This window comes from Candidatus Amarolinea aalborgensis (assembly GCF_900491745.1).
Taxonomy (GTDB): domain Bacteria; phylum Chloroflexota; class Anaerolineae; order SSC4; family Amarolineaceae; genus Amarolinea; species Amarolinea aalborgensis.
The window spans coordinates 1-25,251 of record NZ_UETR01000008.1 but is presented as its reverse complement, the minus strand read 5'-3'; the positions used below and the strand labels follow the sequence as shown (position 1 = coordinate 25,251).

General features: G+C 63.6%; 18 protein-coding genes. 4 read left to right on the top strand and 14 right to left on the bottom strand.

Features of this window, described 5'->3' with window-relative positions:
- Positions 1 to 10: 10 nt before the first annotated feature.
- The 11 genes from ACPQ6D_RS12190 to ACPQ6D_RS12140 all read right to left on the bottom strand — a co-directional run bounded on the left by ACPQ6D_RS12190 (position 11) and on the right by ACPQ6D_RS12140 (position 15,842).
- A complete protein-coding gene (locus tag ACPQ6D_RS12190; RefSeq protein WP_423224606.1) occupies positions 11 to 2,299 on the bottom strand; it encodes a histidine kinase in 2,289 nt (762 codons plus the stop codon).
- Positions 2,300 to 2,389: 90 nt separating this feature from the next.
- Complete coding sequence (locus ACPQ6D_RS12185) at positions 2,390 to 3,643, bottom strand: hypothetical protein (RefSeq protein ID WP_423224605.1); 1,254 nt, start codon at positions 3,641 to 3,643, stop codon at positions 2,390 to 2,392.
- Between the two features lie 42 nt (positions 3,644 to 3,685).
- Positions 3,686 to 5,218 (bottom strand): hypothetical protein, encoded by a 1,533-nt coding sequence (locus tag ACPQ6D_RS12180; protein ID WP_423224604.1) that lies wholly within the window; start codon positions 5,216 to 5,218, stop codon positions 3,686 to 3,688.
- A gap of 54 nt (positions 5,219 to 5,272) precedes the next feature.
- Positions 5,273 to 5,677: a hypothetical protein gene (locus ACPQ6D_RS12175; RefSeq protein WP_423224603.1), complete on the bottom strand. Its 405-nt coding sequence runs from the start codon at positions 5,675 to 5,677 to the stop codon at positions 5,273 to 5,275.
- 27 nt (positions 5,678 to 5,704) lie between these two features.
- Positions 5,705 to 6,958 carry a hypothetical protein gene (locus ACPQ6D_RS12170; RefSeq protein ID WP_423224602.1) on the bottom strand — a complete coding sequence of 418 codons (1,254 nt, stop codon included), beginning with the start codon at positions 6,956 to 6,958 and terminating at the stop codon, positions 5,705 to 5,707.
- Between the two features lie 488 nt (positions 6,959 to 7,446).
- Positions 7,447 to 9,498: a TIGR03960 family B12-binding radical SAM protein gene (locus ACPQ6D_RS12165; RefSeq protein WP_423224601.1), complete on the bottom strand. Its 2,052-nt coding sequence runs from the start codon at positions 9,496 to 9,498 to the stop codon at positions 7,447 to 7,449.
- Positions 9,499 to 10,299: 801 nt separating this feature from the next.
- Positions 10,300 to 11,439, bottom strand: a complete 1,140-nt coding sequence (locus ACPQ6D_RS12160; RefSeq protein WP_423224600.1) for an SH3 domain-containing protein — start codon at positions 11,437 to 11,439, stop codon at positions 10,300 to 10,302.
- A gap of 149 nt (positions 11,440 to 11,588) precedes the next feature.
- Positions 11,589 to 12,047, bottom strand: a complete 459-nt coding sequence (locus ACPQ6D_RS12155; protein ID WP_423224599.1) for a DUF5678 domain-containing protein — start codon at positions 12,045 to 12,047, stop codon at positions 11,589 to 11,591.
- 355 nt (positions 12,048 to 12,402) lie between these two features.
- A complete protein-coding gene (gene acnA, locus ACPQ6D_RS12150) occupies positions 12,403 to 15,120 on the bottom strand; it encodes an aconitate hydratase AcnA (protein ID WP_423224598.1) in 2,718 nt (905 codons plus the stop codon).
- Positions 15,121 to 15,165: 45 nt separating this feature from the next.
- Positions 15,166 to 15,513 carry a DUF5615 family PIN-like protein gene (locus ACPQ6D_RS12145; protein WP_423224597.1) on the bottom strand — a complete coding sequence of 116 codons (348 nt, stop codon included), beginning with the start codon at positions 15,511 to 15,513 and terminating at the stop codon, positions 15,166 to 15,168.
- Positions 15,510 to 15,842: a DUF433 domain-containing protein gene (locus tag ACPQ6D_RS12140; protein WP_423224596.1), complete on the bottom strand. Its 333-nt coding sequence runs from the start codon at positions 15,840 to 15,842 to the stop codon at positions 15,510 to 15,512. Before ACPQ6D_RS12140 ends, ACPQ6D_RS12145 begins: the two co-directional genes overlap by 4 nt.
- 175 nt (positions 15,843 to 16,017) lie before the next feature.
- On the opposite strand from ACPQ6D_RS12140, the gene ACPQ6D_RS12135 reads away from it, so the two are divergent.
- Entirely contained in the window at positions 16,018 to 19,002 is a 2,985-nt protein-coding gene (locus ACPQ6D_RS12135) for an nSTAND1 domain-containing NTPase (RefSeq protein ID WP_423224595.1), read from the top strand.
- Between the two features lie 14 nt (positions 19,003 to 19,016).
- The gene (locus ACPQ6D_RS12130) at positions 19,017 to 20,228 is read left to right on the top strand and encodes a FecR family protein (RefSeq protein ID WP_423224594.1); all 1,212 of its coding nucleotides are present in this window, start codon (positions 19,017 to 19,019) and stop codon (positions 20,226 to 20,228) included.
- A 142-nt stretch (positions 20,229 to 20,370) separates the two neighbouring features.
- On the opposite strand, the gene ACPQ6D_RS12125 is transcribed toward ACPQ6D_RS12130, so the two are convergent.
- From ACPQ6D_RS12125 to add, 3 genes are read right to left on the bottom strand one after another with little or no spacing between them, the layout of a single operon-like run.
- A complete protein-coding gene (locus tag ACPQ6D_RS12125) occupies positions 20,371 to 20,610 on the bottom strand; it encodes a hypothetical protein (RefSeq protein WP_423224593.1) in 240 nt (79 codons plus the stop codon).
- 27 nt (positions 20,611 to 20,637) lie between these two features.
- Positions 20,638 to 21,492 carry a GNAT family N-acetyltransferase gene (locus ACPQ6D_RS12120; protein WP_423224592.1) on the bottom strand — a complete coding sequence of 285 codons (855 nt, stop codon included), beginning with the start codon at positions 21,490 to 21,492 and terminating at the stop codon, positions 20,638 to 20,640.
- Positions 21,485 to 22,555, bottom strand: coding sequence for an adenosine deaminase (add, locus tag ACPQ6D_RS12115; protein ID WP_423224591.1), 1,071 nt, complete (start codon positions 22,553 to 22,555; stop codon positions 21,485 to 21,487). Before add ends, ACPQ6D_RS12120 begins: the two co-directional genes overlap by 8 nt.
- Positions 22,556 to 22,994: 439 nt before the next feature.
- On the opposite strand from add, the gene ACPQ6D_RS12110 reads away from it, so the two are divergent.
- Positions 22,995 to 23,423, top strand: a complete 429-nt coding sequence (locus ACPQ6D_RS12110; RefSeq protein ID WP_423224590.1) for a CBS domain-containing protein — start codon at positions 22,995 to 22,997, stop codon at positions 23,421 to 23,423.
- Positions 23,424 to 23,495: 72 nt separating this feature from the next.
- Positions 23,496 to 24,899 (top strand): FAD-dependent oxidoreductase, encoded by a 1,404-nt coding sequence (locus tag ACPQ6D_RS12105; protein ID WP_423224589.1) that lies wholly within the window; start codon positions 23,496 to 23,498, stop codon positions 24,897 to 24,899.
- Positions 24,900 to 25,251: the final 352 nt, after the last annotated feature.

The window sequence follows — 25,251 nt, the reverse complement described above, 5'->3', positions numbered from 1 at the left end:
AGGCTCTCCTTTATGACGTCTGCGGCAGCGGCAGCCAGAGATGTACGCGCGTGCCCTGCTCAGGCGCCGACGTCATGAGGCATTCACCGCCCAACTCAGCGGCGCGTTCGCGCATCGAAATCAGCCCGACGCCGGCCGGCGTCGGCGTCGGCAGGCCACGGCCATCGTCAATGATTTCCAAGTCTACCCGATCGGCGGCGACGGCCAGGCGCAGCAGGCAAGATTGGCTGTGAGCATGGCGCACGACGTTCGTCATCGCCTCGGCAGCGACGCGATAGAGCGCCACTTCCACGGCCGCCGGCAGCGGCGGCAGGTGTTCAGGCGCGTCCACGGTGATAACCAGGTTCTGGCTTCGGTAATGCGAGGCCTGCATGCGCAGCGCGGTGGCCAGGCCCAGATCGTCCAGGGCTGGCGGGCGCAGGTCGTAAACCAGGCGGCGAATGTCAGCCACCGCGGCCTGGATGTCACCCTTCAGCGCGGCCAGCATGGCCGCGGCCGCCGACACATCGTAGTCCAACTCGTCGCGTGCGGCATCCACTTTGAGCGTCAGGCTGGCCAGCGCCGGCCCCAACCCATCGTGCAGATCGCGGCGCAGACGGCGGCGCTCTTCCTCGCGCGCGGCGACCAGGCGCTGGCGTGCCTGCTGCAGGTCAGCCGCCAGCCGCTGCGCCTGCCGCGCCTGCTGCACGGCCGCCAGCGCCACGCCAATCTGCCGCGCCAGGTCTTGCAGCAAGCGCCAATCCGCGGGCGAAAAGCGCTCGCCCGGCCCTCGCGGCGCCACCTGCAAGAGGCCAACCGATCGCTGCTGATAGCGTAAAGGAAATTCCACCAGCGCGTAAGCGGGCTGTTTTCCCCAGGTCGCCGCCGGTTCCAGACCGGATTCTTCGTCCGCGCGACCAAGCGTGGTCAGGCTGATCGCCACGTACGGCAGCTTGAGCGTTTGCGCCAGCGTCTGCACGATGCTGGGCGCCGCCGCATCGGGCGCCAGCGCGCCTCCAAGCTGGTCCCCCAGGTGCGAGAGCACGGCGTAGGGGTCATCGCGTTGGCCGTACATCAGCCGGTTAACTCCCCGCTGTAAACGCTGGCGCAAGGGCTGAAAAATGACGGCCACGACGCCGGTTCCCAACAGCAGCGCGGGTTGATTGGTTCCCGTGCGCAGGAGCGCGCTGAGTGCGGCCACCACAGCGAGATAAAGCCCCATCGTTACCGCGGTCAGCGTGCCGTAGACCAGGGTTCGATTCAGGACCAGGTCCACATCGAACAGGCGGTAGCGCAGAATGGCCGCGGCAAATGACAAGGGCGCCGCCAACGCGACGATCCAGGTCAGCTCCTGGCGCAAGGTCATAGCCTGCACCGAGTCGGCGCTGATCCAGCCCAGCCTTTCGAGCGCAAGCGGCGCCACGGACAGCAGCGCGCCGAAGATCAGGGCTGCCGCAGCGCCCAATGCCACCCATCTGGCGGGCAGCCGGTCAGCAGACGATTGCGTCACGATGTTCGTGAGGAAAAGAATCGCAGCCAGGATGCAGAGCGACAATTGCAGTCGGAAGTAGAGCGTCATCATGGCCGCCAGCCTGCTCATCCAGTCCTCCTCTGCACGCGTCAGGGCCAAACCGCTGGCCGTCAAGATGCCCAGCAGGATCACGGCCATGGCCGGCATGAGCCAGGGCCGGCCCGGCACCAGGCGATGTGGGCTGGGAAAGACCAGGGCCAGGCCAACCATTGCCAGGAAAGCCATCTGCACGGTTCCGAGAGTCAGGGACATGTAGGCTACCGGTGCAGGGCCGGCCAGGTATTCGCCCAGCGTCCACTGGAAGCTGCGCACCACGCCATAGCTGGTCAGCAGCGCGCCGATCAGAAACATCCAGCGGGCGGCGGGCTCAGCCGGTCGGCAGAACAAGACATAGCTGCCCAACAGGCAAAACACGACGCCAAACAAGAGAATGCCCCACGGCTTGTGCGGCCAGATCAGAGCGCCTGGCCGCAGGACGACGGCGACTTCGTAAGGCTGACCGTCGCGCACGAGCCGGTAGGTGATGGTTTTGCCGACTTGCCATGACCAGGGCGCTGGCTGCGCTCGTCCCAAGACGGCTGGCGAGCCGGCAGCCAACGGATAGTCATTGACGGCCAAAATCTGATCGCCGACGCGTAAGGCCGAATCGGGCAGCGCCGCCACGACGGTCACTTCGCCGAAGCGCGGGGTGCCCAGCGAAATCCAGGCGCCATCCCACGGCACGGACAGTCGCAGGAGCAAGAGGATCGCGGTCAGCAGCCACACGGCGATGGCAACGGACCAGGTCACCCGTACCCAAAGGCGCGTTCTTGGCGAAAGTGAGTCACCCATAACGCCCCAATTATGGCATAGCCCACCCCTTTGGCAAATCACCAGGCTCTAGTGCGGGTTGACCAGCACCCAAACCAGGCCGTTTTTCGCTGGCTCTAGCGCCACGCCAACCACCGGCGCGCCTTCGGTGACGAGCATGCCGTCAACCGTGCGCGTTTGCAGCGGCCGCACGGCGCCATCCGCGGCGACGGTCAAGCGCGTGCCGGTAGCGATGGCGCTCTCGCCGGGCGCCACCGTGGCCTGGGCTGCGCCTAACACAGTAATCGCCACGTAATCGCCGGCCCGCGCGGGGCCATCGGCATTGCGCAGCTCCGGGGCTTCCGGCTCAGGCGCGGCTTCGCCCCCCGTCGCGACCGGCCGGCTGGGCCGGGATGTTAAGGCCAGGCGATGCTCGACGACGCCAACGACGCTGGCCGACGCGCCGTTGGCCAGGCGCACGAGGGGCATCGCCGCAGCGCTGCCGGGCAACGTCTCCGCCACGCCAGCGACGGCCACCAGGTCGCCGGGCGCCAGGCTGTCCGGGCCGCTGACCTGGGCGACGAGGGAAAGCGCGCTGAACATGCCAACCGTACCAAAGATGCGGTCGGGCGTGTAGAACCCCCACTGGCCGTTGGCCTGCTCCGTGTTTGCGTGCACGCCGGTGAAGCCCGCCGAGTTCACGTGCAGACCGTCGCCGCCGGCTCCATTCACGTGAAAGCCGTCATTTGTCGTCGAGTTCACGAGCACGCCGACAGATGCCGAATTCACAGACACGCCGGTATACCCGGCCGCAAGCACGACCATGCCATTCGCGGCCGAGCTTACTTCCAGGCCTGACGAGTTGGTGGACGTGGCCTTGAGCGCCGGCCCGCTGGTGCTGATCCCCCACACACCGGCGCCGTTGACGCTGACGCCCGCCACGCCGGTGTTAGCATCGCTCTGCCCCCAGACGCCAACGCTGCCGCTGGCGTTGGCCTCGCCGCGCACGCCAATGCTGTTGGTGGCGGAGTTCTTCCCTTGCAGAGCAAAATGGTCTGGAGAGACAGCGAAGGAGCCTTCAATCTTGAGCGGGTTGTTGTTCCCGGTCCAGGTCTGGCCGAGATGATCGTGGTTGTTATCGCTGACATAGACGCCGTATTGGCTCCAGTGGCTGGCGGTCAACTGGATATCAAAGATGTCCACATCGCCGTCGTGATCCACATCGCAGGCGGGGTCGTACACCGCGCCGACCGCACATGGCGCAGCCAACGGCGTCGCACCAGCCATGCCGCTCAGGGCAATCAGTAGAATGGAAACCAGGGAAAAGAGTCTACGAACGTTCAAGGTTTTACTCCTGGCATGATGTTTTGCGCGCGTGGGCGCCTCTCAGAAGATGATGATCATGAAATCAGCATCGTACGTGGTAAACGAATCAGTGACGCGGAAGGTCCGTACATTCATGATATTGTTCGTAGCGCCAAGCTCCCAGTTGGCGCCGAAATTGTAGGCCATCCTTGTGACAGCGACGGATACCACACGATCCCAGACGTTGAAGCCAAAGTCTATACCATAGCCGCCAGAGGTGAAGCGGTTGACCGTGAAGCCACACCCGTTGCTCGACGCGCCGGTCAGGCCATTGTAACAACCGACTATCGTGCCGTCGTAGTAGATTTTGGCCATCGCCTTGACCCAGCCGCCAGCATTGAGAGCCTGCACCGCGTTGCCGTCGGCGCGCATGGCCGGTCCGTTAGTGCTCTGACCCCAGACGCCGATGCCGCTCGTGCTCAGGCCGTATACGCCAGTGTTGGCCGTGCTCTGGCCCCAGACGCCGACGCCGCCCGTGGCATTGGCCTCGCCGCGCACGCCGATGCCGCTGGACGCATTGTTGACGCCCTTGACGCCTGGCTGAAGCGATGCCGAGCTCTGGCCGTAGACGCCGTTGCTGGCGGCGCTGGAACCATAGAGGCCGCTGCCATTCGTGCTGATGCCAAAGACGCCCGCGCCGTCCGTGCTCGTGCCCTTCATGCCGTTGCCGCTGGTGCTCGCCCCATTGACGCCCGGTCCATTCGTACTCGATCCAGAGACCCCCGCGCCGTTGACGCCAGTGGATAGGTTGACCCCGCGCACGCCGGCCAGGGTGGCGCTGCTCGTCGAGCCGCTGACCCCGTAGTAGCTCGTGCTGGCGGCCAAGACGCCCGCGCCGCTGCTGCTAACGGCGTAGACAGCGTCCCCGCTGGCGCTCTGACCCCAGACGCCGCTGCCGCTCGTGCTGAGACCATACACGCCCGTGTTGGCATCGCTCTGTCCCCACACACCGACGCCGCCGGTCGCATTCGCCTCGCCGCGCACGCCGATGCCGCTGGCCGCGGCGTTGACGCCCTTCACGCCCGCTTGCAGGGAGGCCTGCGCCTCGCCCAAGACTCCATTGCCGCTCGTGCTGCTGCCGGTGACGCCGTACCCCGGCGCCGCCAGCGACGCGCTCGACCCGTTGGCGCTGTCGGTCACGCCAATGCCGGGACGCAGGCCGTTGGCGTATGGCACGCCCAGGAGCGCCACGCGCGGCGTGAGCAGCGTGAAGCCGGGGTCGCCCGGGCACTGCACCGCGATCTCCAGCCAGCGCTCGTCGCCCGTGAACTGATTGCCGAAATCGAGCGCGGCGGTGAAGAGGCCGTTGACCACGTTGAGTGTAGGCGCCACGGTCGCGCCTAGTTGGGCGCCGGTCGCCGCATCGTCCCACAGGCTGAACTGAAAATCGCAGGCCTCGTTGACCGGCGACCCCGCGCTGGCGAGCTGACCCTGGTAGGTGAACGCCGCGCCGACTGGTCCGCGCGGCGCAGTGCGATCAGCGATGACCGCTCCACTGGTCAGGCTGAGCAACACGATAGCGGCAAAGAATCCGAAACGACGTATCATTGGCATGATTTCTCCTCACATACGGGTGATGGTTTGGTTGGCGACAAAGAGACGTTGTCCTCAGCAGGCGCTTCCGATGGCCGCGGCGATCAGCATCACATCCCGCACATCCACGTCGCCGTCCTGATCCTGGTCGTATGGAAAAACTGGATTGACCATTCGCCAGGCCGCAGCGTCCGCCTGGATGTCAAGCACCGTCACCTGGCCGTCGCCGTTGATGTCCTGAGGCAGGCTGCACGGCGCGCCGCCCAGGAAGCCGCCGGAGAGGGTGTAACTGCCGCCGCTCAACGTGCCGGCATCGGGTTGGCCGACGCTGGACGTTAACGTGTAGGCGCCGCCACTGCTACTGCCCGCGGCGCCGACATTGCTCCAGGTCAGGCTGTAGGGCCCGCCGGTTTGGGCGAGGGCCGTGGCCGGCAGCAGTAAAACGCAAAGACAGAGCAAGATGAAGAAACTTCTCAACATGGGTATTGCCTCGCGTGGTCGCGCGTCTCAATAGACGATAATCATGAACCGGGTGTCTTCCGTATCAACGGTCTGATTGGCGCGGAAGGTTCGCACATCAATCGTGGTGTTCGCAGCCCCAAAATCAAACTCCGCAGCCATGTTATTGCCCACAGCGTTCCTGGTTGCCGTGACGGATACGAAGCGATCCCAGACATAGAAACCAAAGTCAACGCCATAGCCGCCAGCCGTGAAGTGATTGACCGTGAAGCCGCACCCGTTGCTCGACGCGCCGGTGACGCCATTGTAGCATTGAAAAATCAGCCCATCGGAGCGAATATAGGCCATGGCCTTGGCCCAGCCGCCCATGGCGCGAGCTTGCACGGCGTTGCCGTCGGCGCGCATCGCCGGGCCGTTGGTGCTCTGACCCCACACGCCGATGCCGTCTGTGCTTAGGCCGTAGATGCCGGTGTTGGCGTTACTCTGACCCCAGACGCCGACGCCGCCCGCAGCATTGGCCTCGCCGCGCACGCCGATGCCGCTGGCCGCGGCGTTGACGCCCTTTACACCAGGCTGAAGGGATGCAGTCGTCTGGCCGTAGACGCCGTTGCTGCCGTTGCTGGAGCCGTACAAGCCGCTGCCATTCGTGCTGACCCCATAGACGCCCGCGCTGTCTGTGCTGGCGCCCTTGACGCCGTTGCCGCTGGTGCTCACGCCGTTGACGCCTGGGCCGTTGGTGCTCAAGCCGTAGACGCCCGCGCCGTTCACGCCGGTTGACAGGTTGACGCCGCGCACGCCGGCATAGCTTGTGCTCTGCGTCGAGCCGTCCACACCGTAGAAGCTCGTACTGATGCCCGATACGCCAACACCGCTGCCGCTGGCGCCCACCACGCCATCGGTGCTGGCGCTGGTCGCATAGACACCGCGGCCGCCGCCGCCGGCGACGTACAGCTTGCCATCGGTCGGGTTCGTCGCGCCGATGCCCACCCGACCGGCGCCTGGCTGCACAATGAGGTTCTGACCGTCAGTGGTGCCGACGAAGTTCGTCGCCGGGCTGGCGCCGGCGTTGCCGGTGAGCAGCCAGCTGTCCCCGCCCGTCCACGCGCCGACCTGATTCCAATGCCCGGCGGCCAATTGGATGTCGAGAATGTCAATCACACCGTTATGGTCCAGGTCACAGTCGGGGTTGTAATCCCCACCGGGGGTGCATGGTGCGATCAGCGCGGTGCTACTGGCTGTGGTGGCCGCCAAAGCAGTCAGGCCTAGCATGAACGCCAGGATGATGGATAAGGTGCGTTTCATCTTTTCAGACCCTCCGTAGACTGAACTAAACTCAACCCAGACAATTCTGGACTCCCGGTCCGCTAACCCGAAAATAGGCCGCGGATGAACACGGATCGCCACGGATTGCCTGTTTTCATTTCTGGTTGTGCGCCCGGCGCATGGATAACTGAAAATAGCCCTGTAGCGCAATCCGCCGGATTGCGGCGCCCCGCGCCATTGAGGCAAGCTGGTGGCTTGCGCCACATTCTCATTCATGGTTGTGCGTCCAGCGCATGGGCAACGGAGTGAAAATCATATACATTGTTGACCGGAGCACGAGTGCTGTTGAGCTGACCCTGGTCAACCGTAGCACACAGAATGTCCCGCTGTCCAGTGAACGATTCCCGACGCCGCGGGAAGTTGGCGGGAACCAGCCGGGAACAAAAAGGGACGAGCTGCGAGCTCGCCCCTGTGTGGCTTGATGAGAAACCAGTAGAAGAAGATGGTGTGTCGAAAGAATGGCTGGATCAGTTCAGCCGTTGATTGACCGTCCCCCCGGCCAACTGCGGCACGCGCGGGCCGAACTGGCCGGCCAGGTCCGGGCTCATGTCGGGGTTGATGTAGAGGGGGATGGGCATGACGCTCACCGGTTGATTGTGCTGCGCCGACTTGCCCAGCGCCGGGCAGCCCCAGGCCTCTTCGTCCGTGCCGCGACGCTGCTCTTTGAACTGGCCCAGGATGCCGCAGCTAAAGCAGTGATCCCTGCAATCGTCAATCACCGCGCCGACCTGGCTGTTGCGATACTCCTGGATGAGGAAGTCCTTGTTCAGGCCCAGGCTGATGTGATCCCAGGGCATGACCTCGTCCACGCGGCGTTCGCGTCGCGCATACCAATCTGGGTCCAGCCCCTGCTCGGCAAAGGCCTGCATCCAGGCGCCGTCGCGGAATTGATCGCCCCAGGCGTCGAACTTGGCGCCGAGCTGCCAGGCGCGCTCGATGACATCGGCCAGGCGGCGGTCGCCGCGGCTGAGGTAGGCTTCCATGAGGGTTTCGCGCGGGTTGTTCCAGTTGAAATGGAAACCGACTCCGCGCAGGCTGTCTTGCAGATAGGCAATCTGGCGGCGCACGGTCTCTTCGGCCTCCAACGGCGCCCACTGGAAGGGCGTGTGCGGTTTGGGCACCAGCGTGCTGACGCCGACGCGCACCTTGGCCTTCTTGCCCATGATGCGGCGGCCGACGCGCATCACCGCCCAGGCCAGGTCGGCGATGGCTTTCACATCCTCATCGGTCTGCGTGGGGTGGCCGATCATGAAGTACATCTTGATCGTCGTCCAGCCGCGGCTGTAAACATCTTCGGCGGTCTTGAGCAGGTCGTCGGTGGCGATCGGCTTGTTGATGACATCACGCAGGCGGTCGGTCGCGGCTTCGGGCGCAAAGGTGAAGCCGCTGCGCCGACGTCCTTTCTCCAGCAGGTTCATCAAGTCCACCGAGAACGATTCGATGCGCAGGCTGGGCAGGCCGATGCTGAGCTTGTCCGCGCCGTGCTTGTCCACCACCGCCTTGACCAGCTCGCCGATGTAGGTGTAATCGCTGGAGCTGAGCGAGAGGAAGGAAACTTCCTCGAAGCCGCAGCTCGCGATCATCTTATCCACGGCGTCGAGCACCTCCTGCACCGGTCGCTCGCGCACCGGGCGGTAGGCCATGCCCGCGTGACAGAAGCGGCAGCCGCGCGTACAGCCGCGCTGAATTTCGATCGCGGCGCGGTTGTGCACCACATCCAGGTAAGGCACGATGAAATCGGTCGTGGGCGGCGGCAGCGTGGCGACGATGCGCTTGGTCACCACCGGCGGCGCCACGCCGGCAAATTCGGGCCGCACCGTGGTGGCGATCAGCGTGCCGTCGGGGTGATAGGCGGCTTCGTAGAACGAAGGAATGTACACGCCAGGGATGGCTGCCATGCGGCGCAGCAGATCCGTGCGCGTGACCGCGGCCGGGTCGGCCTGGCGCGCCTGTTTCCAGGCCAGCTGCGCGCGCAGGATCTCCAGGATGACCTCTTCGCCCTCGCCGATCAGAAACGCGTCTATGAACGGCCACATCGGCTCCGGGTTGGTGCCCGCGCTGCCGCCCGCCAGGATCAGCGGATCGTCCGCGCTGCGATCGGCCGTGCGCAGGGGGATGCCGGCCAGGTCGAGGCAGTTGAGCGTGTTGGTGAAGAGCTGCTCGTAGGGCAGGCCAAAGCCGATGATATCGAAATCACGCAGGGGATGGCGCGTCTCCAGGCTGAAGAGCGGCATCGCTTCCTGGCGCATGAGCGCTTCCATGTCCACCCAGGGCGCGTACGCGCGTTCGGCCAGCATGTCAGGCTGGCGGTTGACGATGTCGTAGAGCAGCATCAGGCCCAGGTTGGACATGCCGAGTTCGTAGGTGTCAGGAAAGGTCAGGGCCAGGCGCATGGGGATCGCGTCCCAGTCTTTGGTCACGCTGTTGTGCTCGCCCCCGGTGTAGCGCGGCGGCTTCTGCACCGTCCAGAGGATACGATCGAGGCGCGCGCTGATGCGCGCTGGGGTCCAGGTATGCATGGTAGTTTCTCCTACGTCTGCCCGGTCAAGCCGGGGCGGGGTTGGTACCCGCTTTGCTCTTCGTATTTCTGCCTGCAGCACTGATTCTACCACAACCAGGCATGTCCAACCAATAATGGAGCACGAAGTCACGAAGCAACACGAAGGACACGAAGCGCGAAGAACGCGAAGATGTCACGCCGCCCCGCCCCACTTCGCGCTTCGTGTTCTTCGCTGCCCTTCGCGGCTTCGTGCTCCAAACACCGCGCCGTCGGCGTACAACCCGCAGGTGGGGCAGAGCAACCAGAACAGTCCGAATAACAGGCTCCATTTCCACACGCCCACTCACCACAGGTAGTTCCATACCCACAATTAACCGTGCCATTACAATCACCCGCCTGCGAACACTCTTGATTGCTGCCCGATCCTGTACCGCAAAAATCCCAACAAGCCCTAGGGGAAGCATCGCAGTTAGGGGAACACTGAACCGTCCCCACATGCCCGTCAGCACAAGTCGTGGTGCCGCAACTCTGCTCTCCCGGGGGGAAACCACAGTCTTCTGGGCAGGTATACTGGGTTTCTGTCCCGTTACAACTGTTGTCACCACAAGTGGTAGTAGGAGGGACACAAATACCAGAAGTACATGTATATCCGTTAGAACAATCATTATTGTCAACACACCCATACTGCGCATAAACCTGCTGATGTAGACCCGAGCAAACCAGAAAAGACAACAAAAAAACAACACTTAGCCGCCAATTTGACATCAACTACATACTACAACACAATCGGACCGAGAAACAATTAACTTCACTCCAAAGCTTACCTGTTTAACACGAGGACCCTTGAACAGGAAGCTCCACCCCGTTCCAAAGAATTTCCAGTTCCCGAGTTATCATTCTGATCTTCTACGAAAATGCCGATTACATCGCCTTTCCCGGCTACTTTAGACAAAGATGCCCCCTGTTGTAATTGGGAAATACCAAGCAGCGTCTTAACAGGATTACCTTGTCCATCTAAGAAATATCCCCAACTACCATAGCCCCAGATACCCGACAAAATATTGCTATGTAGGCCGGACCAATCCGGACTCAAAGGATCATCCATTAGTGAAACTCTGATAACCCCATATGGACCAGCATTAGCCATGAACCGATGTGACAACCTTGAACCATCAGGGGCGGTCTTCATACCCAGATCTTCTGTTAGCCTAACCCAAAGAATACTTCCGTGATAGGTTGGATTTTCGCCATTTTGCACAGCAGTTGCCCCATTGAATTCCATTGTTTGTCCAACCATTGCATCTAGAGAACCATAATCATTAAGTATCAGTTGCATTACATCCGCAGGAATGCCCGACTCATTGCCACGAACTTCTGGCGGTTTTGTCGCTGCTGGCCTCGGTGTAGCTGTAGGTTTGGGTCGAAGTGTTGGTGTTGGAGGAACATCGCTTGCCTTTGGCACTGCCCCCGCTTTCTCATTTGCCTCAACCAGGTCTTTACGCACCCATCCAAGCCTACCGTCAGCAAGCTTCACCTGATACCAGGTTTGCCCATTCATTTCGGCCGTTGCCACCACCTCCATCAGCGCACCAGGTGCGATCTGCCCCAACCCGTCATAGTGAGAGCCTGGCCCCTTTCTGAGATTGACGTTCTGATCTCCTCGCACCACCGCCCCAGGCGTCACCTCAGCCGTTGGCGATGGAGTCGCCGTCTCCGTTGGAGTTGGCGTCGGTGTGAAGGTTGATGTTGGTTCCGTCGTGGGTGTCGAGGTCGGCGTCGGTTCCGGAGTAGATGTGGCCGTCACCGGCAGGGGTTGGTTTGCCTGAGCGGCCGGCGCCGCCTGCGTCACGGCGCCGCTGAGAGCCAGGGGCGTGGCCTGATTAGCGCAGGCAGTCAACAGGAACACGGTGGTGGCAATCGCACAGAAGCGGTGCATCGCGGAAACTGAACGGTGAGACATAACGACCTCCGGCGGCAAGGCGCATCAAAACGTGTGGCAGAAATCGGCGGTGTGGGCTCTGGACTGGCTTTGGAGAGCCTGGTGCTCGCGGCGCAATAAACCGAATCCAATGGGGGGCCATGCGCATGATGAACGTCGGAGCGTCAGCGTCAGCCAGAGACTTCGGTCATTGCAGCCAATCCGTTGAGGGTTACCACGAGCCGATTCAGGACATTACTTTCACAGACAAATCGAGGTGAGCGAATCAAGTAAGTCTCCTGAGGATCAGGGAGAACTTGTTTGATGAGAACCGGAACCGTGGGGAAGTTCGTATCCAGGCGCAGCAACAGCGATTCCTGATCGCGATCGTAGTCCACAAGCCGACCATCGTAAATGGCGACGAATTCGCCCGCATGGGTGGCAAGAAGTTGCTCATGCAACGCGCAGAAGGCTTCTGATTCTCGTTGCAGCAGCTGGCGCCTTTCCTCACGCAAGAAATGGCGAATCGCTTGCTCGGCCAATTCATTAGCAGCAATTCCCTGCGTGTCAGCTACGCGCTGGAGCTGCTCCAATACCGTGTCACTGACCAGCATGGCTGGCCGTGATCCAACCTGAGTCTGCTCGGTCATCGTGCCGCTCCTTTTTGACGACTCGGTCAGCAAACGATTCACTGCCTGCAGCACTGATTCTACCACAATCAGGCATGTCCAACCAACAATGAAAACAGCTTCGCCTAGAAGGTTCGAATCGGCATGACGGCTGGCGGAGCAACGTAGACGCTGGCGACCTGAGCAGCCATCCCCGTAATCTCGACGTGAGGCGATGCGACGCCAGACTTCCGAAATCTTGAAGAAGTCGGAAGTCTGTTCGCGGCCATGTGCGGTCGCATCACATGCCCCAGACGGTGATCGTGCGGCCCTGGTGCGACCCTTCGCGGCAAAAGATCCTCTCGTCCCATGATCGGTCGGGACGGTCACCGGCCGCTTACCCCTTCAGCATCTTGCGCAGGACGAACTGCAAGATCCCTCCGTGACGATAGTATTCCACCTCGACCGGCGTGTCAATGCGCGACAGGGACTGGAACTGGGTCGTTGTGCCGTCGAGACGCGTGGCGCGCACGTGCATGATCTGCCCGGCCTGCATGGCGTCATCCATGCCGGTGATGTCAAAGATCTCCTGGCCGTTCAACCCCAGGGTCTGCGCACTCTCCCCCGGCAGGAACTGCAGCGGCAGCACGCCCATGCCCACCAGGTTGCTGCGATGAATGCGCTCGAAGCTCTCGGCAATGACCGCCTTCACGCCCAGGAGCATCGTGCCCTTGGCCGCCCAGTCACGCGAACTGCCGGTGCCGTACTCCTTGCCGGTCAGGATGACCAGCGGCGTGCCGCTCGCCTTGTACTGCATGGCCGCGTCGTAGATGCTCATCTGTTCGCCGGTCGGCAGGTAGAGCGTGTAGCCGCCCTCGACGCCGTTCAGCATCAGGTTCTTGAGGCGGATATTGGCAAAGGTGCCGCGCATCATGACTTCGTGGTTGCCGCGGCGCGCGCCGTAGGAATTGAAATCAACAGGCTGCACGCCCAGCGACATTAGATAGCGCCCGGCCGGGCTGTTCTTGGCGATGTTGCCCGCGGGCGAGATGTGGTCGGTGGTCACTGAATCGCCCACGAGGGCCAGCACGCGCGCCCCGAGAATGTTGCCCATCGCCGCGGGTTCAGGCGACAGCGTCTCGAAGAAGGTTGGCTCCTGGATGTAGGTGGAGCTGGGATCCCAGTCGTACAACTTGCCTTCGGGGATTTTGATGGCATTCCAGGCTTCGTTGGCGCCAAAGACGTTGCCATACTGCTGCGCGTACATCTCCGGTTTGAGCGCCCTGCTGACCGTGGCCTGCACCTCTTCCTGGCTCGGCCAGATTTCGTGCAGATAGACCGGGTTGCCGTTGCGATCGGTTCCGACCGGCTCGGTTGCCAGGTCAACGTCCATCGTGCCGGCGAGCGCAAACGCCACGACCAGCGGCGGCGAGGCCAGGTAGTTGGCGCGCACCGAGGGGTTGATGCGTCCCTCGAAGTTGCGGTTGCCGCTCAACACGGCCGCAGCCACCAGGTTCTCTTCTTTGATCGCGTCGGCCACCACGTCCGGCACCGGGCCGCTGTTGCCGATGCAGGTGGTGCAACCGTAGCCCACGGTGTGGAAGCCCAGCGCCTCCAGGTACGGCGTCAGACCAGCTTCGGCCAGGTAATCGGTGACGACACGCGAACCGGGCGCCAGGCTGGTCTTGACGTAGGGCGCGACGCGCAGGCCGCGCTCGACCGCCTTCTTCGCTACCAGCCCCGCGCCGATCATGACTGACGGGTTGGAGGTGTTGGTGCAGCTTGTGATCGCCGCGATCACCACGGAGCCGTGATGCAGCTCGAGCGTTTCGTGCTCGTAGCTGACCGCGGCCGCGGCGCCGGTTGACGCTGGGCTGAGCGCAAAACCGCGCTGGGCAATCGGCGCGGTCAAGGCCGCCGCGAACGACTGCTTGACGTCGGCCAGGGCCACGCGGTCCTGCGGCCGCTTCGGCCCGGCCAGACTTGGCTCAATGGTCGCCATATCCAACGTCAGGGTGTCGGTGAACTGCGGCTCGGGCATGCCGTCGGTGCGGAAGAGGCCTTGGGCGCGACAGTAACGCTCGACCAGGTCTGCCAGCTCGGCGCTGCGCCCGGTGCCGCGCAGGTAGCGCAGCGTCTCTGCATCCACCGGGAAGAAGCCCATGGTCGCGCCATACTCCGGCGCCATGTTGGCAATGGTCGCGCGGTCGGCCAGGCTCATGCGGCCCACGCCGTCGCCGTAGAATTCGACGAACTTGCCGACAACCCCTTTGGCGCGCAGGAGCTGCGTCACGCGCAAGGCCAGGTCGGTGGCGGTGGCGCCCTGCGGCAGGCGACCAGTGATCTTGACGCCAATCACTTCAGGCATCAGCATGTACATCGGCTGGCCGAGCATGGCGGCCTCGGCTTCGATGCCGCCCACGCCCCAACCAAGCACGCCCAGGCCGTTGATCATGGTGGTGTGCGAGTCGGTGCCCACCAGAGTGTCCGGGAAGGCGACGATGTCACCCTGCGTCGTGGTTTCGGTGCGCACCACCGAGGCCAGGTACTCCAGGTTGACCTGGTGCACAATGCCGGTGGCCGGCGGCACGACGCGGAAGTTGCTGAAGGACTGCTGGCCCCAGCGCAGGAACTCGTAACGCTCGCGGTTGCGCTCGAACTCGCGCTCGGCGTTGAAGAGCAGCGCGTTGCTGGTGGCGAAGCTGTCCACCTGCACCGAATGGTCAATCACCAGGTCGGCGGGGATCAGCGGGTTGATGCGCTCGGCGTCACCGCCCAGCCGCGCCATCGCCGCGCGCAGCGCGGCCAGGTCCACGACGGCCGGCACGCCGGTGAAGTCCTGCATGACCACACGTCCGGTCATGAAAGGAATCTCAACCTGCGCGGGCGCCTGTGGGTTCCAGGTCGCCAGGTTGATGATGTCCTTCTCGGTCACCAGGAACTCGTCCCAGTTGCGCAGCGCGGTTTCGAGCAGGATCTTGATCGAAAACGGCAGGCGCGAGATCGCAGCCAGGCCGGCTTCTTCCAGGGCTGCCAGCCGGTAGTAGTACACTCTGCCCGTCGCCGTTTCGAGGGCGGTGCGGGCGTTGTAGTGGTTATGGGTGAAGTCTGCCATCGTGTACCCAAGCCTTTCCTATCACGATTTCCAGGGTCGTCTGTTTCATAAGGGGAGGAACAATACGTAGTTGATCATGTCGCTGGGGTCGCCAGCTTTTGCGACCACCTCAAGATCGTGGACGCAGGCCCCGATTGATGCTTGCCCTTGGTGGGCATAGATAATACCGTAAAAGAACTGTTCGTTCATCTGGCGCTTCGCTGCTTCGGTCAGCAGGTCGTCATCGCTCGTGAAAAGCACTCGTTCCAGTTCCGCGGCACGATCCAGTAATTGCGGGTCTTGCAGTCTATGGGCGCCGTCTTCGAATGCCGTGAGCACATCAACCCCACGAAGGCGCAGGCCAATGGTTATTGCACGTGGTACATGGTGATCCATGTAGAGGGCAAGCGTCATTGCGTTGGCTCGCTTCGCAAGCGAACTTGTAGTGGGGAGACCCGTACGCTGCGTTGCAAGCGCTCAACCTTCCGTCGGCGTCGTTCAATGTCCTGGTCGAGCTGTGCTTGATGGTCCCAGTAATAGGCTAGAGCTGAATGGATCTGGCCGAGCGTCAAATAGGGATGTTGAAAACGCAATTCCTCGGGACTCCAACCATGGGTCTGGTAATCCAGGACGAGCTCGACGACTTTCATGGTTGTCCCCACAATCCACGGCACTTGCTGATCATCTAGAGAGATGTGCTCATATTGAGTTGTTGCCGGCATGGCCAAGGTCGCAGTTGTCATGGTATCTCCAAAGAACATTTTCCTTCGCAGTGCGGAAGTTAATGGGCCACAAGCATAACGCAATTTGGGTACGCGTGCAACTTTCCGTGACACGTTGTTTGGTGGTACAATCGCTCTACAAACGCCCCCGGCCGGCTCTGATCCCCTCTGTCCTGCACCGTCGCGAGCGCTGCCGATGAACCTCACACGTGACCTGGCCGCTGACCTGGCGGCCGATAATGCGCTGCTCTTCGTGGGCGACAGCCTGCGCGACGCCGCCGCGCCCTTGCCGCTGACGCAAATCGCGGAACTGTTGGCGCAGCAGATCAGCTATGACCGCCCGGATCGGTCGCTGACGGCCGTGGCGCGCGATTTCGAAGCCTTGCGCGGGCGCCAACCCCTGGTGCAGGCCCTGCGCGATGCGCTGCGCCAACTGGCGCTGCAGCCTTCCGCGCTGCATGAACTGCTGGCCCAGGCCGTGCTGCCTTCCTCGAAGATCATCACCACGGCCTACGACGCGCTGCTGGAGGATGCGCTGCGTATGGCGGGCAAATCCTATGTCCTGATCGTGCGCGACGCGGATGTGCCCTACTTCGACGAGAGCAAGGTGGTCGTCATCAAGATGCAGGGCGACCTCAGTCAGCCCGACTCTCTCGTCATCACCGAAGACGACTTCGATGAATTCCTGGCCCGCCTGCCCACGCTCTCCGATCTGATCCGCGCCTTCTTTGCCACCAAGACGCTGATCTTCCTGGGCTACGACCTGACCTCTCCGGCCTTCAAGCGCCTCTTTGCGCAGGTGACGCGCAGCGTGCGCGAGCACCGACGCCGCGCCTACGCCGTAATCGAGCAGCCGCTCAACGCGGCCGATCAGCAGTATTGGGCGCAAAAAGGGGTCGAGCTCGTGCCGGACAACACCGCGCATTTCCTGCAGGAGCTGATGGCCGGCATCCAGGCGCTGACGCCCACGCCCGCGGCCGCGCCGCCCGTGGATGATGCGCCGCCCCCTCCCGCGCCCCTGCCGGCTTCGCCCTACAAGGGCCTGGACGCGTTCGACGCGACTGATGCCGCGATCTTTTTCGGTCGCCAGGAGGACAGCGCGCGCCTGGCGAACAAAATCCTGGCCAATCCCCTGGTCGTGGTCTACGGCGAGTCGGGCAGCGGCAAAACGTCGCTGCTGCGCGCCGGCGTGACCCCGCGGCTGCTCCGCGCCGGTTTTGAGGTGCACCTGACGCGTGTGCGCGAGTTCGACCCCGCGGCGACGGGCAACCTTCCCGACCTCGCTGCACGCGCCGTGTTGGTTCTCGACCAGGCGGAGGAATTGCTGCTGTTGTGGGGCGAAGCCCAGCGCCAGGCCTTTGCGCAGGCGCTGATGGCCGCGCTGGCCGACCGCAGCCACGATTGGCGCGTGGTGCTGGCGGTGCGCGACGACTTCTTGCCTCAGTTGGCGTCGTTGGAGAAGCTGATCCCCGGCCTGTTGGATCAACGCTACCGGCTGGAGCGCCTCTCATGGGAGGGCGCGGGCGAGGCCATCACCGGCCCCGCGGCCCGCTTCAATGTCTCGTTCGAGCCGCTGTTGGTGGAGCGCCTGCTGCACGACCTGTGGCAAGGCGGGGTGGCGCCGCCGCAGCTGCAACTGGTGTGCGAACGCCTCTATCATCAGTTTGGCCGGCCCGGCGCGACGATTCGCCTGGCCGACTATCAGCAGGTGGGCGGCGCCGCGGGGATTCTCGCCGCGTACCTCACGGACGCCCTGGCGGCCTACACGCCAGAGGAGCAGCCCCAGGTGCAGGCGGTGCTCAGCGCGCTGGTCACGTCCCATCAGACCAAAGCGGTGCTCAGCGCCGATGAGGTGACCGCCGCCAGCGGACTGCCGGCCACCACGGTGACGGCGCTGCTGGAGCGTTTGCTGGGCCAGCGCCTGCTGCGCCGCGTGGACGACAGCCATTTCGAGTTGAGCCACGACTATTTGGCCGCGCGCATTGCGGGCTGGCTGGATGCGCAGCAGGTCGCGCTCAAACAGGCGCAAGAACTGCTGGCGCGCCTGCTGGCCGATTGGCAGGCGCGGCGCGCGTTCGCTTCGCAGGGCGACTTTGATCTGCTCGACGCACAGCGCGCTCGCCTGCACCTGACGCCAGACGCGACGTCCTTTCTGCTGCGCTGCGCCGTGCGCTACAACCGCCAGGTGGATGCCTGGCTGGCGCTGACGCCAGACGACGCCACGCGCACCGCGGTCCTGCTCGATTTGCTGGCGCACCGCGAGGCAGAGGCGCGCGCCCAGGCCGCGGCCCGCCTGGGCGCGATCACGGCCGCGGCCATGACGCCCGCGGTGCTCCCCGCGCTGGCCCAGGCTGCGCTGACCGACGCGGCGCCAGAGGTGCGCAGTGCGGCCGCCGAAGCCTTCGGCCGCCTGGGCGGCACATGGCGTGAGCCAGCCGTGGCGGTCGCCCTGGCCGACACGACGCAAGCCGCGGCGGCGCTGACCGTCCTGGGCGCGGTGCGCGATGTCAACCCCCTGGCCCTGCATGGCCTGGCCGCGGCCACGCGGCGCGGCGCGTTTCTACAAACCGCGCGGCGGCGCTATCAACGCGCGACCGGCTTCATCCGCCAGCAGACTGCGGCTGGCGGCATCGGCGGCGCGGTTGGTTTTGGTCTCGGTTTTGGCCTGCTCGCCTTTTTCCAATACAACCGCAGTCAGACGTTGCCCGCCATCCTCACCCTCTCCGCGCTGCTCCTCCTGACCCTGCTGATGGGTCTGCTCGGCGCGGTCGGCGGCGCGGTTTTTGGTGCGGCGCGCGCGCTGGGGCAGATCGTTTGGCAAGAGCGGCCGCGCGCCGGCGCGGCGTTGGGCGGCGTGCTCGGCGGCAGCATCGGCTTCGCGTTGACCCTGGGCGGCCTGGCGCTGCTCTCTGGGTTGACCCCACTGGCCTGGCTGATTGCCAGCCTGGGCCTTGCCCTGCTGTTGGGACTCGGACTGGCGCCCTCGGCCTGGCCGCTGCAGGCTGTGACGGCGTTGACGACGGGCGCGGCCGGCATGATGTTGGCCAGCCGTTTTGGCGTGGGCAATCACATCCTGACTGTCGAAGCGGCGCTGGCCGGCGCGCTGATCGGCCTCAGCCTGGCGCTGGCGCTGCGCTCGCGGCGCGCCGGCGCAGACGTCGGCGGAAAACCATCTGTGTAACAAAGGGGGAAATCATGGCGCCTCGCATCTTTCGTGCATGGACCATCGCAGCTTGCATCATTCTGGCGTTGGCCGGATTAGCCGGCTGCGGCGGTCGTCGTGCGGACACGGTCAAGGCCCAGGCGGAGCTGGATGTGGTGACCGTGCGCACCGGCAGCAGCAGCGCCTTCCAGCCGCTGGCGACGACCGCCACGACCGATTTGCGCGTGGGCGATCAACTCAATGTCAACGCCAGCGGCCGCGCCGTACTCCGCTTTGGCGATGCCGTATCGTTGGAAGTCTTTCGCGATGGCGACCTGGCGCTCAAGAGTGTACCTGCGCGCGACAGCGATCCAATCGTGACTGTGCTTCTAACCTTTGGCGCGCTGTTTGGACGCGTGGATCCGGCCGGGGCGACGTCGCGCGTGACGGTGCAAACCGACCTGTTGGAAGTGGTCTCCACCGGCACCGAGTTCCTGGTCGTGCGTGAACCGGGCAGCGGGCGCGACTGGGTGGTCACGTTCAAGGACAGCGTGCGCGTGCACTCCTGGCAGGAGCCGAATGTGATCTGGACCGTGCAGGCCGGGCAGACTGCGTGGGCTGAGGCGACCGGCCCGGCGCACGAGCCAGTGACGCTGGCGCCTGCGCGCGTGGTGCAAATCATGGCCTGGTACCGCGAGGCGCGCGCCGGGCGCGAAGCACCCGATGTGCAGGATGTCCTCTTCCCCGATGGGCTGCCGGATGGCGCGGGTAGCGGGGCGCCCGAATGCAACTTCACCCTCAACCTGCAGGATGCCAAGACCAGTGACTGGAGCAAGTTCCGCCTGTTTGCGCCCACGGGCGAGGGGTATGTGGCTTTCACGGTGGGTGAAGGAGAATATGCCGGCGCGTACTGCGGAAGCAACGTGCCGCTGCCGGCACTCTACGGCGCCACCCTGCGCATGGACTTCAGCAGCCTGAAGTGCCAGGTGCGCCAGGTCTCGATCGTTTCCTTCAACCCTGATCCGGCCACCAGCCCTGGCAAGGACAACCCGGTGCAGCTGGCCGCTTACGGTCTGGATGGATCTCAGGCGGCCCGCGGCAGCGAATTTGACACGGACAATCCGGCGATGAAGAGGCTGTTCAGTGTGCGCGCCCGCCCGCCGTTGGCCGCCGCGGCGCTGACCGGCCGGGGTTTGTGCATTCCCTGCGTGAGCTTCGGGCCGCTCGATTCAGCGCCCTACGACTGCACCGCCACGCTGCGTTAAGGAATGGGAATCCTAATTTGAGCGATTTTTCAACCACAAAGAACACAAAGAGCACAAAGACGCTGCTAAGGCGCGAAGATCGCTTGGGCCTATCCAGTTCCCTTTGCGGTCTTGGCGCCGTGGCGGTTCCATTCTGCGGGTTCTATTCCGACTTGTTGACCCACCGTTCGATCACGGTCAGCAGGAGCCACAGGAAGAGGATGACGCCCGCGCCGGCCAACAGGCAGATCAAGCCGGTGGCCGCGGCCCAGCCGCCGTAGACGATCCCGATCAGCGCGCCGCCTACGACGATCAGGAAGCCAACCACGGCCAGCAGCAGGCGGCGGTCGGTTTCGGCGCGATAACGCCGGTAGTCGGTTGGTTCAGATGGTTTGTTGGTCATGCCATGTTTCTCGCCGCCGGCCGCGCATCACGCCGCCAGCCAGCGCATCTCGTGCTGCCGCTCGATCACGTAGTAGCCCATGGCCACGAACACGCGGTTCCATGCACTCTCGACCGGCTCATTGACCAGCGTCACGGTCGCGCCAAAGTAGCGCAGATGAAAGCCTTGGAGGAGCTCCCGCCCCAAGCGCCGCGGCTCGTGGCCGGGCGCCGCGCCGATGTCGGCCAGGCGGATGCGCCCATCCTGCGGCGGTCGGAAGAGCACATAAACCTGGCGTTCGCCGGTGGCATCGGCCACCGCCAGCGCTTGCAGGTCGGACAGATGCCTGAGCGAGGCCGGTTGGCGCTGCCAGCAGGGCGGGGTGTCATGCCAGGTCGGCGCCTGCGCCAATACCCACGCCACGTCGGCTGGCTGCAATTTGAAGTAGGGGTCAGGCAGCGCACCCTGTTCTGCGCGGCGCTCCCAGACGAGCAGCTCACGCTGAATCTGGAAGCCGGCCGCTTCGTAGAGGGCCAGGGCGGCCGTGTTGCGCGTCAGCACCTCCAGGTCAATGGCGTGCAGGCCGGCGCGGCGCGCATTGGCCTGCACCTGCTGCAAGAGACGCCGGCCGATGCCCCGGCGGCGCCAGGCTGGCAGAACTCCCATGCTGCCAATCCAGCCGCGGCGTTCGCGCCGGCCCAGCAGCGCCACGCCAACCGGCGCGCCGTCCACCAGGGCAACCACCGAAGCGGTCAGATCTATGTCCCACGCCTGGTGGCCTGCCTCCACCTGTTCCGCTGAGCGCTGCACCGGCACGGCATAATCGGCGTAGACCGCGTTGAGCAGGGTGGTCAGGTCTGGCACCGGCAGTTGATCCGCGGCGATCAGGTCTATCTCAGGCATCGGCGGTCTCCTGGCCCGGCAGGCCGAGCCGTTGGCGCAGATCGGCAAACTGGGCGCGGAAATCGGCTGCCATTTGCTGGCGTGCGACTGGCGTCAGGCCCAGCGGTGCGGCCGCGGCCACGGCGTTGAGGCTGATGCGCTCCAACTCCGCGAGCGTGAAATCAAAATGGTTGACCAGCACCGCGTACTCGGCGGTCAGCGTGGTGTTGAACATGGGCGGGTCGTCCGAATTGACCGTCAGGTAGACGCCCGCGTCCCACAAGCGGCGCAGCGGATGCTGGCTGAAGTCGGGATAAACGTTTAAGCACAAATTGCTGGTGGGGTTGACCTCAAGCGGAATTTGCGTCGCCGCCAGGTGTGCAACGAGCGCTGGATCTTCGCTGCTGCGCACGCCGTGGCCCAAGCGCCGGGCGCCCAGCTTGCGCAACGCGCCCCACACGCTGGCTGGCCCGGCCACTTCGCCGGCATGGGGCACGCTGTAGAGGCCGGCCGCGATGGCGCGCTGAAATGGTTCCTCCCACAGCTCCGGCGGCGACTTCGACTCATCCCCACCCAGGCCAAAGCCCACCACGCCCTTGTCCATGTGTTGAATCGCGTAGTCTGCCGTCCAGGAGCCGGCCGGCTCCGGCAGGTTGCGCGGAATGTCGAATACCCAGCGCATCTCCACGCCAAAATCACGCCGCGCCCGCGCGCGGCCGTCTTCCAGCCCTTCGATGATCTCCGCGGGCCGGATGCCTTTCTGCTGCCAGATGTGGGTGTAAGGCGTGACCGTCACTTCAGAGTAGCGAATCGCCTGGCGCGCACGGTCCGCGCCCAGTTCGTAGGCGATCAAGGCGAAGTCCTCAGCCGCGCGCAGACAGGCCTGGCCCGCCAGGTAGACTTCGATGAAATGGCGAAAGGTGGTAAAACGGTACCAGGCCTGCAAGTCTTCCACATTATCCGCAGGCAGCGCCCGGCCATGGCGCGCGGCCAGGCGCAGAAGGGTGGCCGGGGCAATGGCCCCCTCCAGGTGGATGTGCAGCTCGGCCTTGGGCATGGCCTCGATGAAAGCAGTGATGGACAAGAGCAGACTCCTACAACGGAAATCAACACGGCCCCATCCAACCATTGGGCTGGGACTGTAACGTCCCCATTTTACCCGGCTTTGCTGCTTACCGCAAGCGACTTCCGCCGCTCCATCTCCGATCTTCGGTCTCCGATCTTCGGTCTCCGATCTTCGGTCTCCGATCTTCGGTCTCCGATCTTCGGTCTCCGATCTTCGGTCTCCGATCTTCGGTCTCCGATCTTCGGTCTCCGATCTTCGGTCTCCGATCTTCGGTCTCCGATCTTCGGTCTCCGATCTTCGGTCTCCGATCTCCGATCTCCGATCTCCGATCTCCGATCTCCACTCTCCACTCTCGACTCTTTCTACCGTGCTCTTTGTGGCTGAAATACGTTTGCAGTGGTAGAATAGAAACCCTGACAGACAACGAGATGCAGGGCAGTGAAAGGAGCAGGGGACGATGAAAACCAGTCTGATCTTATCTAAAAAAGGCCCAAACGTGGCGACGATCCAGCCGGGCCGCACCATCAAGGAGGCGATCGGCGTGTTGGCCATGCACAACATTGGCTCGCTGGTCGTGGTAGATGATAACCGCCACCCGGTCGGTATTCTGGAGGAGCACGACATCATCCGTCGCGCGGCCAGCGATGAAGCCGTGTTCGAGCGGCTGGTCAGTGACGTGATGAAGAAGGACATGGTCATCGGTTCGCCGCATGACGACCTGCGCATGTTGGCGCACACCATGACCGAGACGCGCACCCGCCACGTGCCTATTTTGGAAGAGGGCGCGTTGGTCGGCATCGTATCCATCGGCGACATTCTGAAGGCTGAGCGTGACACGTACATGGGTGAGATAGATCGCCTGCAAATCGAGATCTTGGGCAGCTAGGCCTGAGACACCGGTGTGCAAGCAGGCCCGATGGCAATCGGCCATCCACGGTTCGAGGCAAAGGAGCGTCGAATGACACAACCAGGTACAGCCGGCAACCCCTTACGCGTCGCCATCATTGGCGCTGGTCCGACCGGCTTCTACACCGCTGAGCATTTGTTGAAGCAGGTCAATCTCAACGTTGAGATTGACTTATTCGATCGCGTGCCAACCCCCTTTGGGCTAGTGCGCGCCGGTGTGGCTCCCGATCATCAAAAGATCAAAACCGTGACTGCAGTCTTTGACAAGACAGCCACCAATTCGCATGTTCGTTTCTATGGCAACGTCGAAATTGGCAAGCATCTGTCCGTGGATGAGCTGAAGGCGCACTACCATCAGATCGTCTATACCACGGGCGCGCAGACTGACCGCCGCATGGACATCCCGGGCGAGGATTTGGCGGGCAGCCACCCCGCGACCGACTTCGTGGCCTGGTATAACGGCCATCCCGACTACCGCGACCTGCAGTTCGACCTTTCCCAGGAAGCGGCCGCCGTCGTGGGCATTGGCAACGTGGCGATTGATGTCGCGCGCATCCTATGCCGCACGCCGGAGGAGCTCCTCAAGTCCGACATTGCCGACTACGCGCTGGAGGCCTTGCGCGCCAGTCGGGTGCGCACCGTCTATGTCCTGGGGCGCCGCGGGCCAGTCCAGGCTGCGTTCACCAACCCGGAGATCAAAGAGGTGGGCGAAATGGCGGATGTGGATGTGATCGTGCCGCCCGCGGAAGTGACGCTGGATCCCTTGAGCCAGGCCGAGCTGGATCGCAACAACGACCGCACCCTGTTCAGAAAGGTCGAGATTTTGCAGGAGTATGCGCGACACGAGCCAACCGGCAAGGCGCGGCGCTTGATCTTCCGCTTCCTGGTTTCGCCCACAGAGTTGACCGGCGATGAACGCGGTCAGGTCAAGACGATGCGCCTGGTGCACAACAAACTCGTCGCGACCGACACGGGCACCTTGCGCCCCAAAGCGACCGGAGAAACCGAGGAGATTGCGGTGGGGCTGGTCTTTCGTTCGGTCGGCTACCGCGGCGTACCGGTGCCAGGCGTGCCTTTCAACGAGAGCTGGGGCGTGATCTTGAATCAAAAGGGGCGCGTGTTGAACCCAGAATCAAAGCAGCCGCAGGTAGGTGAATATACGGCTGGCTGGATCAAGCGCGGCCCCAACGGCGTCATCGGAACCAACAAGCCCGACGCGGTAGAAACCGTCACCTGTATGCTGGAAGACCTGGCGCAGGGCCTGACCCTGGCCCCGGCCCAGCCAGAGGTTTCCGCGATCGCTGACCTGGTCAAAGCCCGTGCGCCGCACTACTTCTCCTACGCGGACTGGCAGCGCCTGAACGAATTGGAGCTGAGCCGCGGCCAGGAACAAGGTCGCCCGCGCCTCAAGTTCACCAGCGTGGCCGAGATGCTGGCCGCGCTGGGAAGAGCGTAGAAAAGCAACGGGACTTCCGAAGTCTGCAAGACTTCGGAAGTCTTTTTTCGCCTCTCACTGGCATCTTGGAAAAGGCCGATGGAAGATCGCGTTCGATACGATGACTACTCTGACCAGGCTGCCAAGTCATCATCCACCTGCTGCAAATCGAGCAAACGCAGGCCCACACAGGTCCAATTTTTGCCGGCTGGTAACCTGTTCTGAATCTCCGTTTTCCTACTCGACGCCGACCATAAAGCACCAGGAATCGCGCGCCGGAAGCTTCCCATTGCGCATCAAACAAACTCAGTTCTTGCTGGCGTCCAACGAATCGGTTGCCCATCGTGTCTGTTTCCTGTACCGCAGATTATAC

What these genes read in the sequence shown, in the direction of transcription:
- ACPQ6D_RS12165 (WP_423224601.1), bottom strand. Translation starts at nt 9,498, where the DNA reads ATGCATACCTGGACCCCAGCGCGCATCAGCGCGCGCCTCGATCGTATC.
- ACPQ6D_RS12125 (WP_423224593.1), bottom strand. Translation starts at nt 20,610, where the DNA reads ATGACCAACAAACCATCTGAACCAACCGACTACCGGCGTTATCGCGCC.
- ACPQ6D_RS12105 (WP_423224589.1), top strand. Translation starts at nt 23,496, where the DNA reads ATGACACAACCAGGTACAGCCGGCAACCCCTTACGCGTCGCCATCATT.
- ACPQ6D_RS12175 (WP_423224603.1), bottom strand. Translation starts at nt 5,677, where the DNA reads ATGTTGAGAAGTTTCTTCATCTTGCTCTGTCTTTGCGTTTTACTGCTG.
- ACPQ6D_RS12135 (WP_423224595.1), top strand. Translation starts at nt 16,018, where the DNA reads ATGAACCTCACACGTGACCTGGCCGCTGACCTGGCGGCCGATAATGCG.
- ACPQ6D_RS12140 (WP_423224596.1), bottom strand. Translation starts at nt 15,842, where the DNA reads ATGACAACTGCGACCTTGGCCATGCCGGCAACAACTCAATATGAGCAC.
- ACPQ6D_RS12120 (WP_423224592.1), bottom strand. Translation starts at nt 21,492, where the DNA reads ATGCCTGAGATAGACCTGATCGCCGCGGATCAACTGCCGGTGCCAGAC.
- ACPQ6D_RS12155 (WP_423224599.1), bottom strand. Translation starts at nt 12,047, where the DNA reads ATGACCGAGCAGACTCAGGTTGGATCACGGCCAGCCATGCTGGTCAGT.
- ACPQ6D_RS12160 (WP_423224600.1), bottom strand. Translation starts at nt 11,439, where the DNA reads ATGTCTCACCGTTCAGTTTCCGCGATGCACCGCTTCTGTGCGATTGCC.
- ACPQ6D_RS12145 (WP_423224597.1), bottom strand. Translation starts at nt 15,513, where the DNA reads ATGACGCTTGCCCTCTACATGGATCACCATGTACCACGTGCAATAACC.
- ACPQ6D_RS12180 (WP_423224604.1), bottom strand. Translation starts at nt 5,218, where the DNA reads ATGCCAATGATACGTCGTTTCGGATTCTTTGCCGCTATCGTGTTGCTC.
- acnA (WP_423224598.1), bottom strand. Translation starts at nt 15,120, where the DNA reads ATGGCAGACTTCACCCATAACCACTACAACGCCCGCACCGCCCTCGAA.
- ACPQ6D_RS12130 (WP_423224594.1), top strand. Translation starts at nt 19,017, where the DNA reads ATGGCGCCTCGCATCTTTCGTGCATGGACCATCGCAGCTTGCATCATT.
- ACPQ6D_RS12110 (WP_423224590.1), top strand. Translation starts at nt 22,995, where the DNA reads ATGAAAACCAGTCTGATCTTATCTAAAAAAGGCCCAAACGTGGCGACG.
- ACPQ6D_RS12170 (WP_423224602.1), bottom strand. Translation starts at nt 6,958, where the DNA reads ATGAAACGCACCTTATCCATCATCCTGGCGTTCATGCTAGGCCTGACT.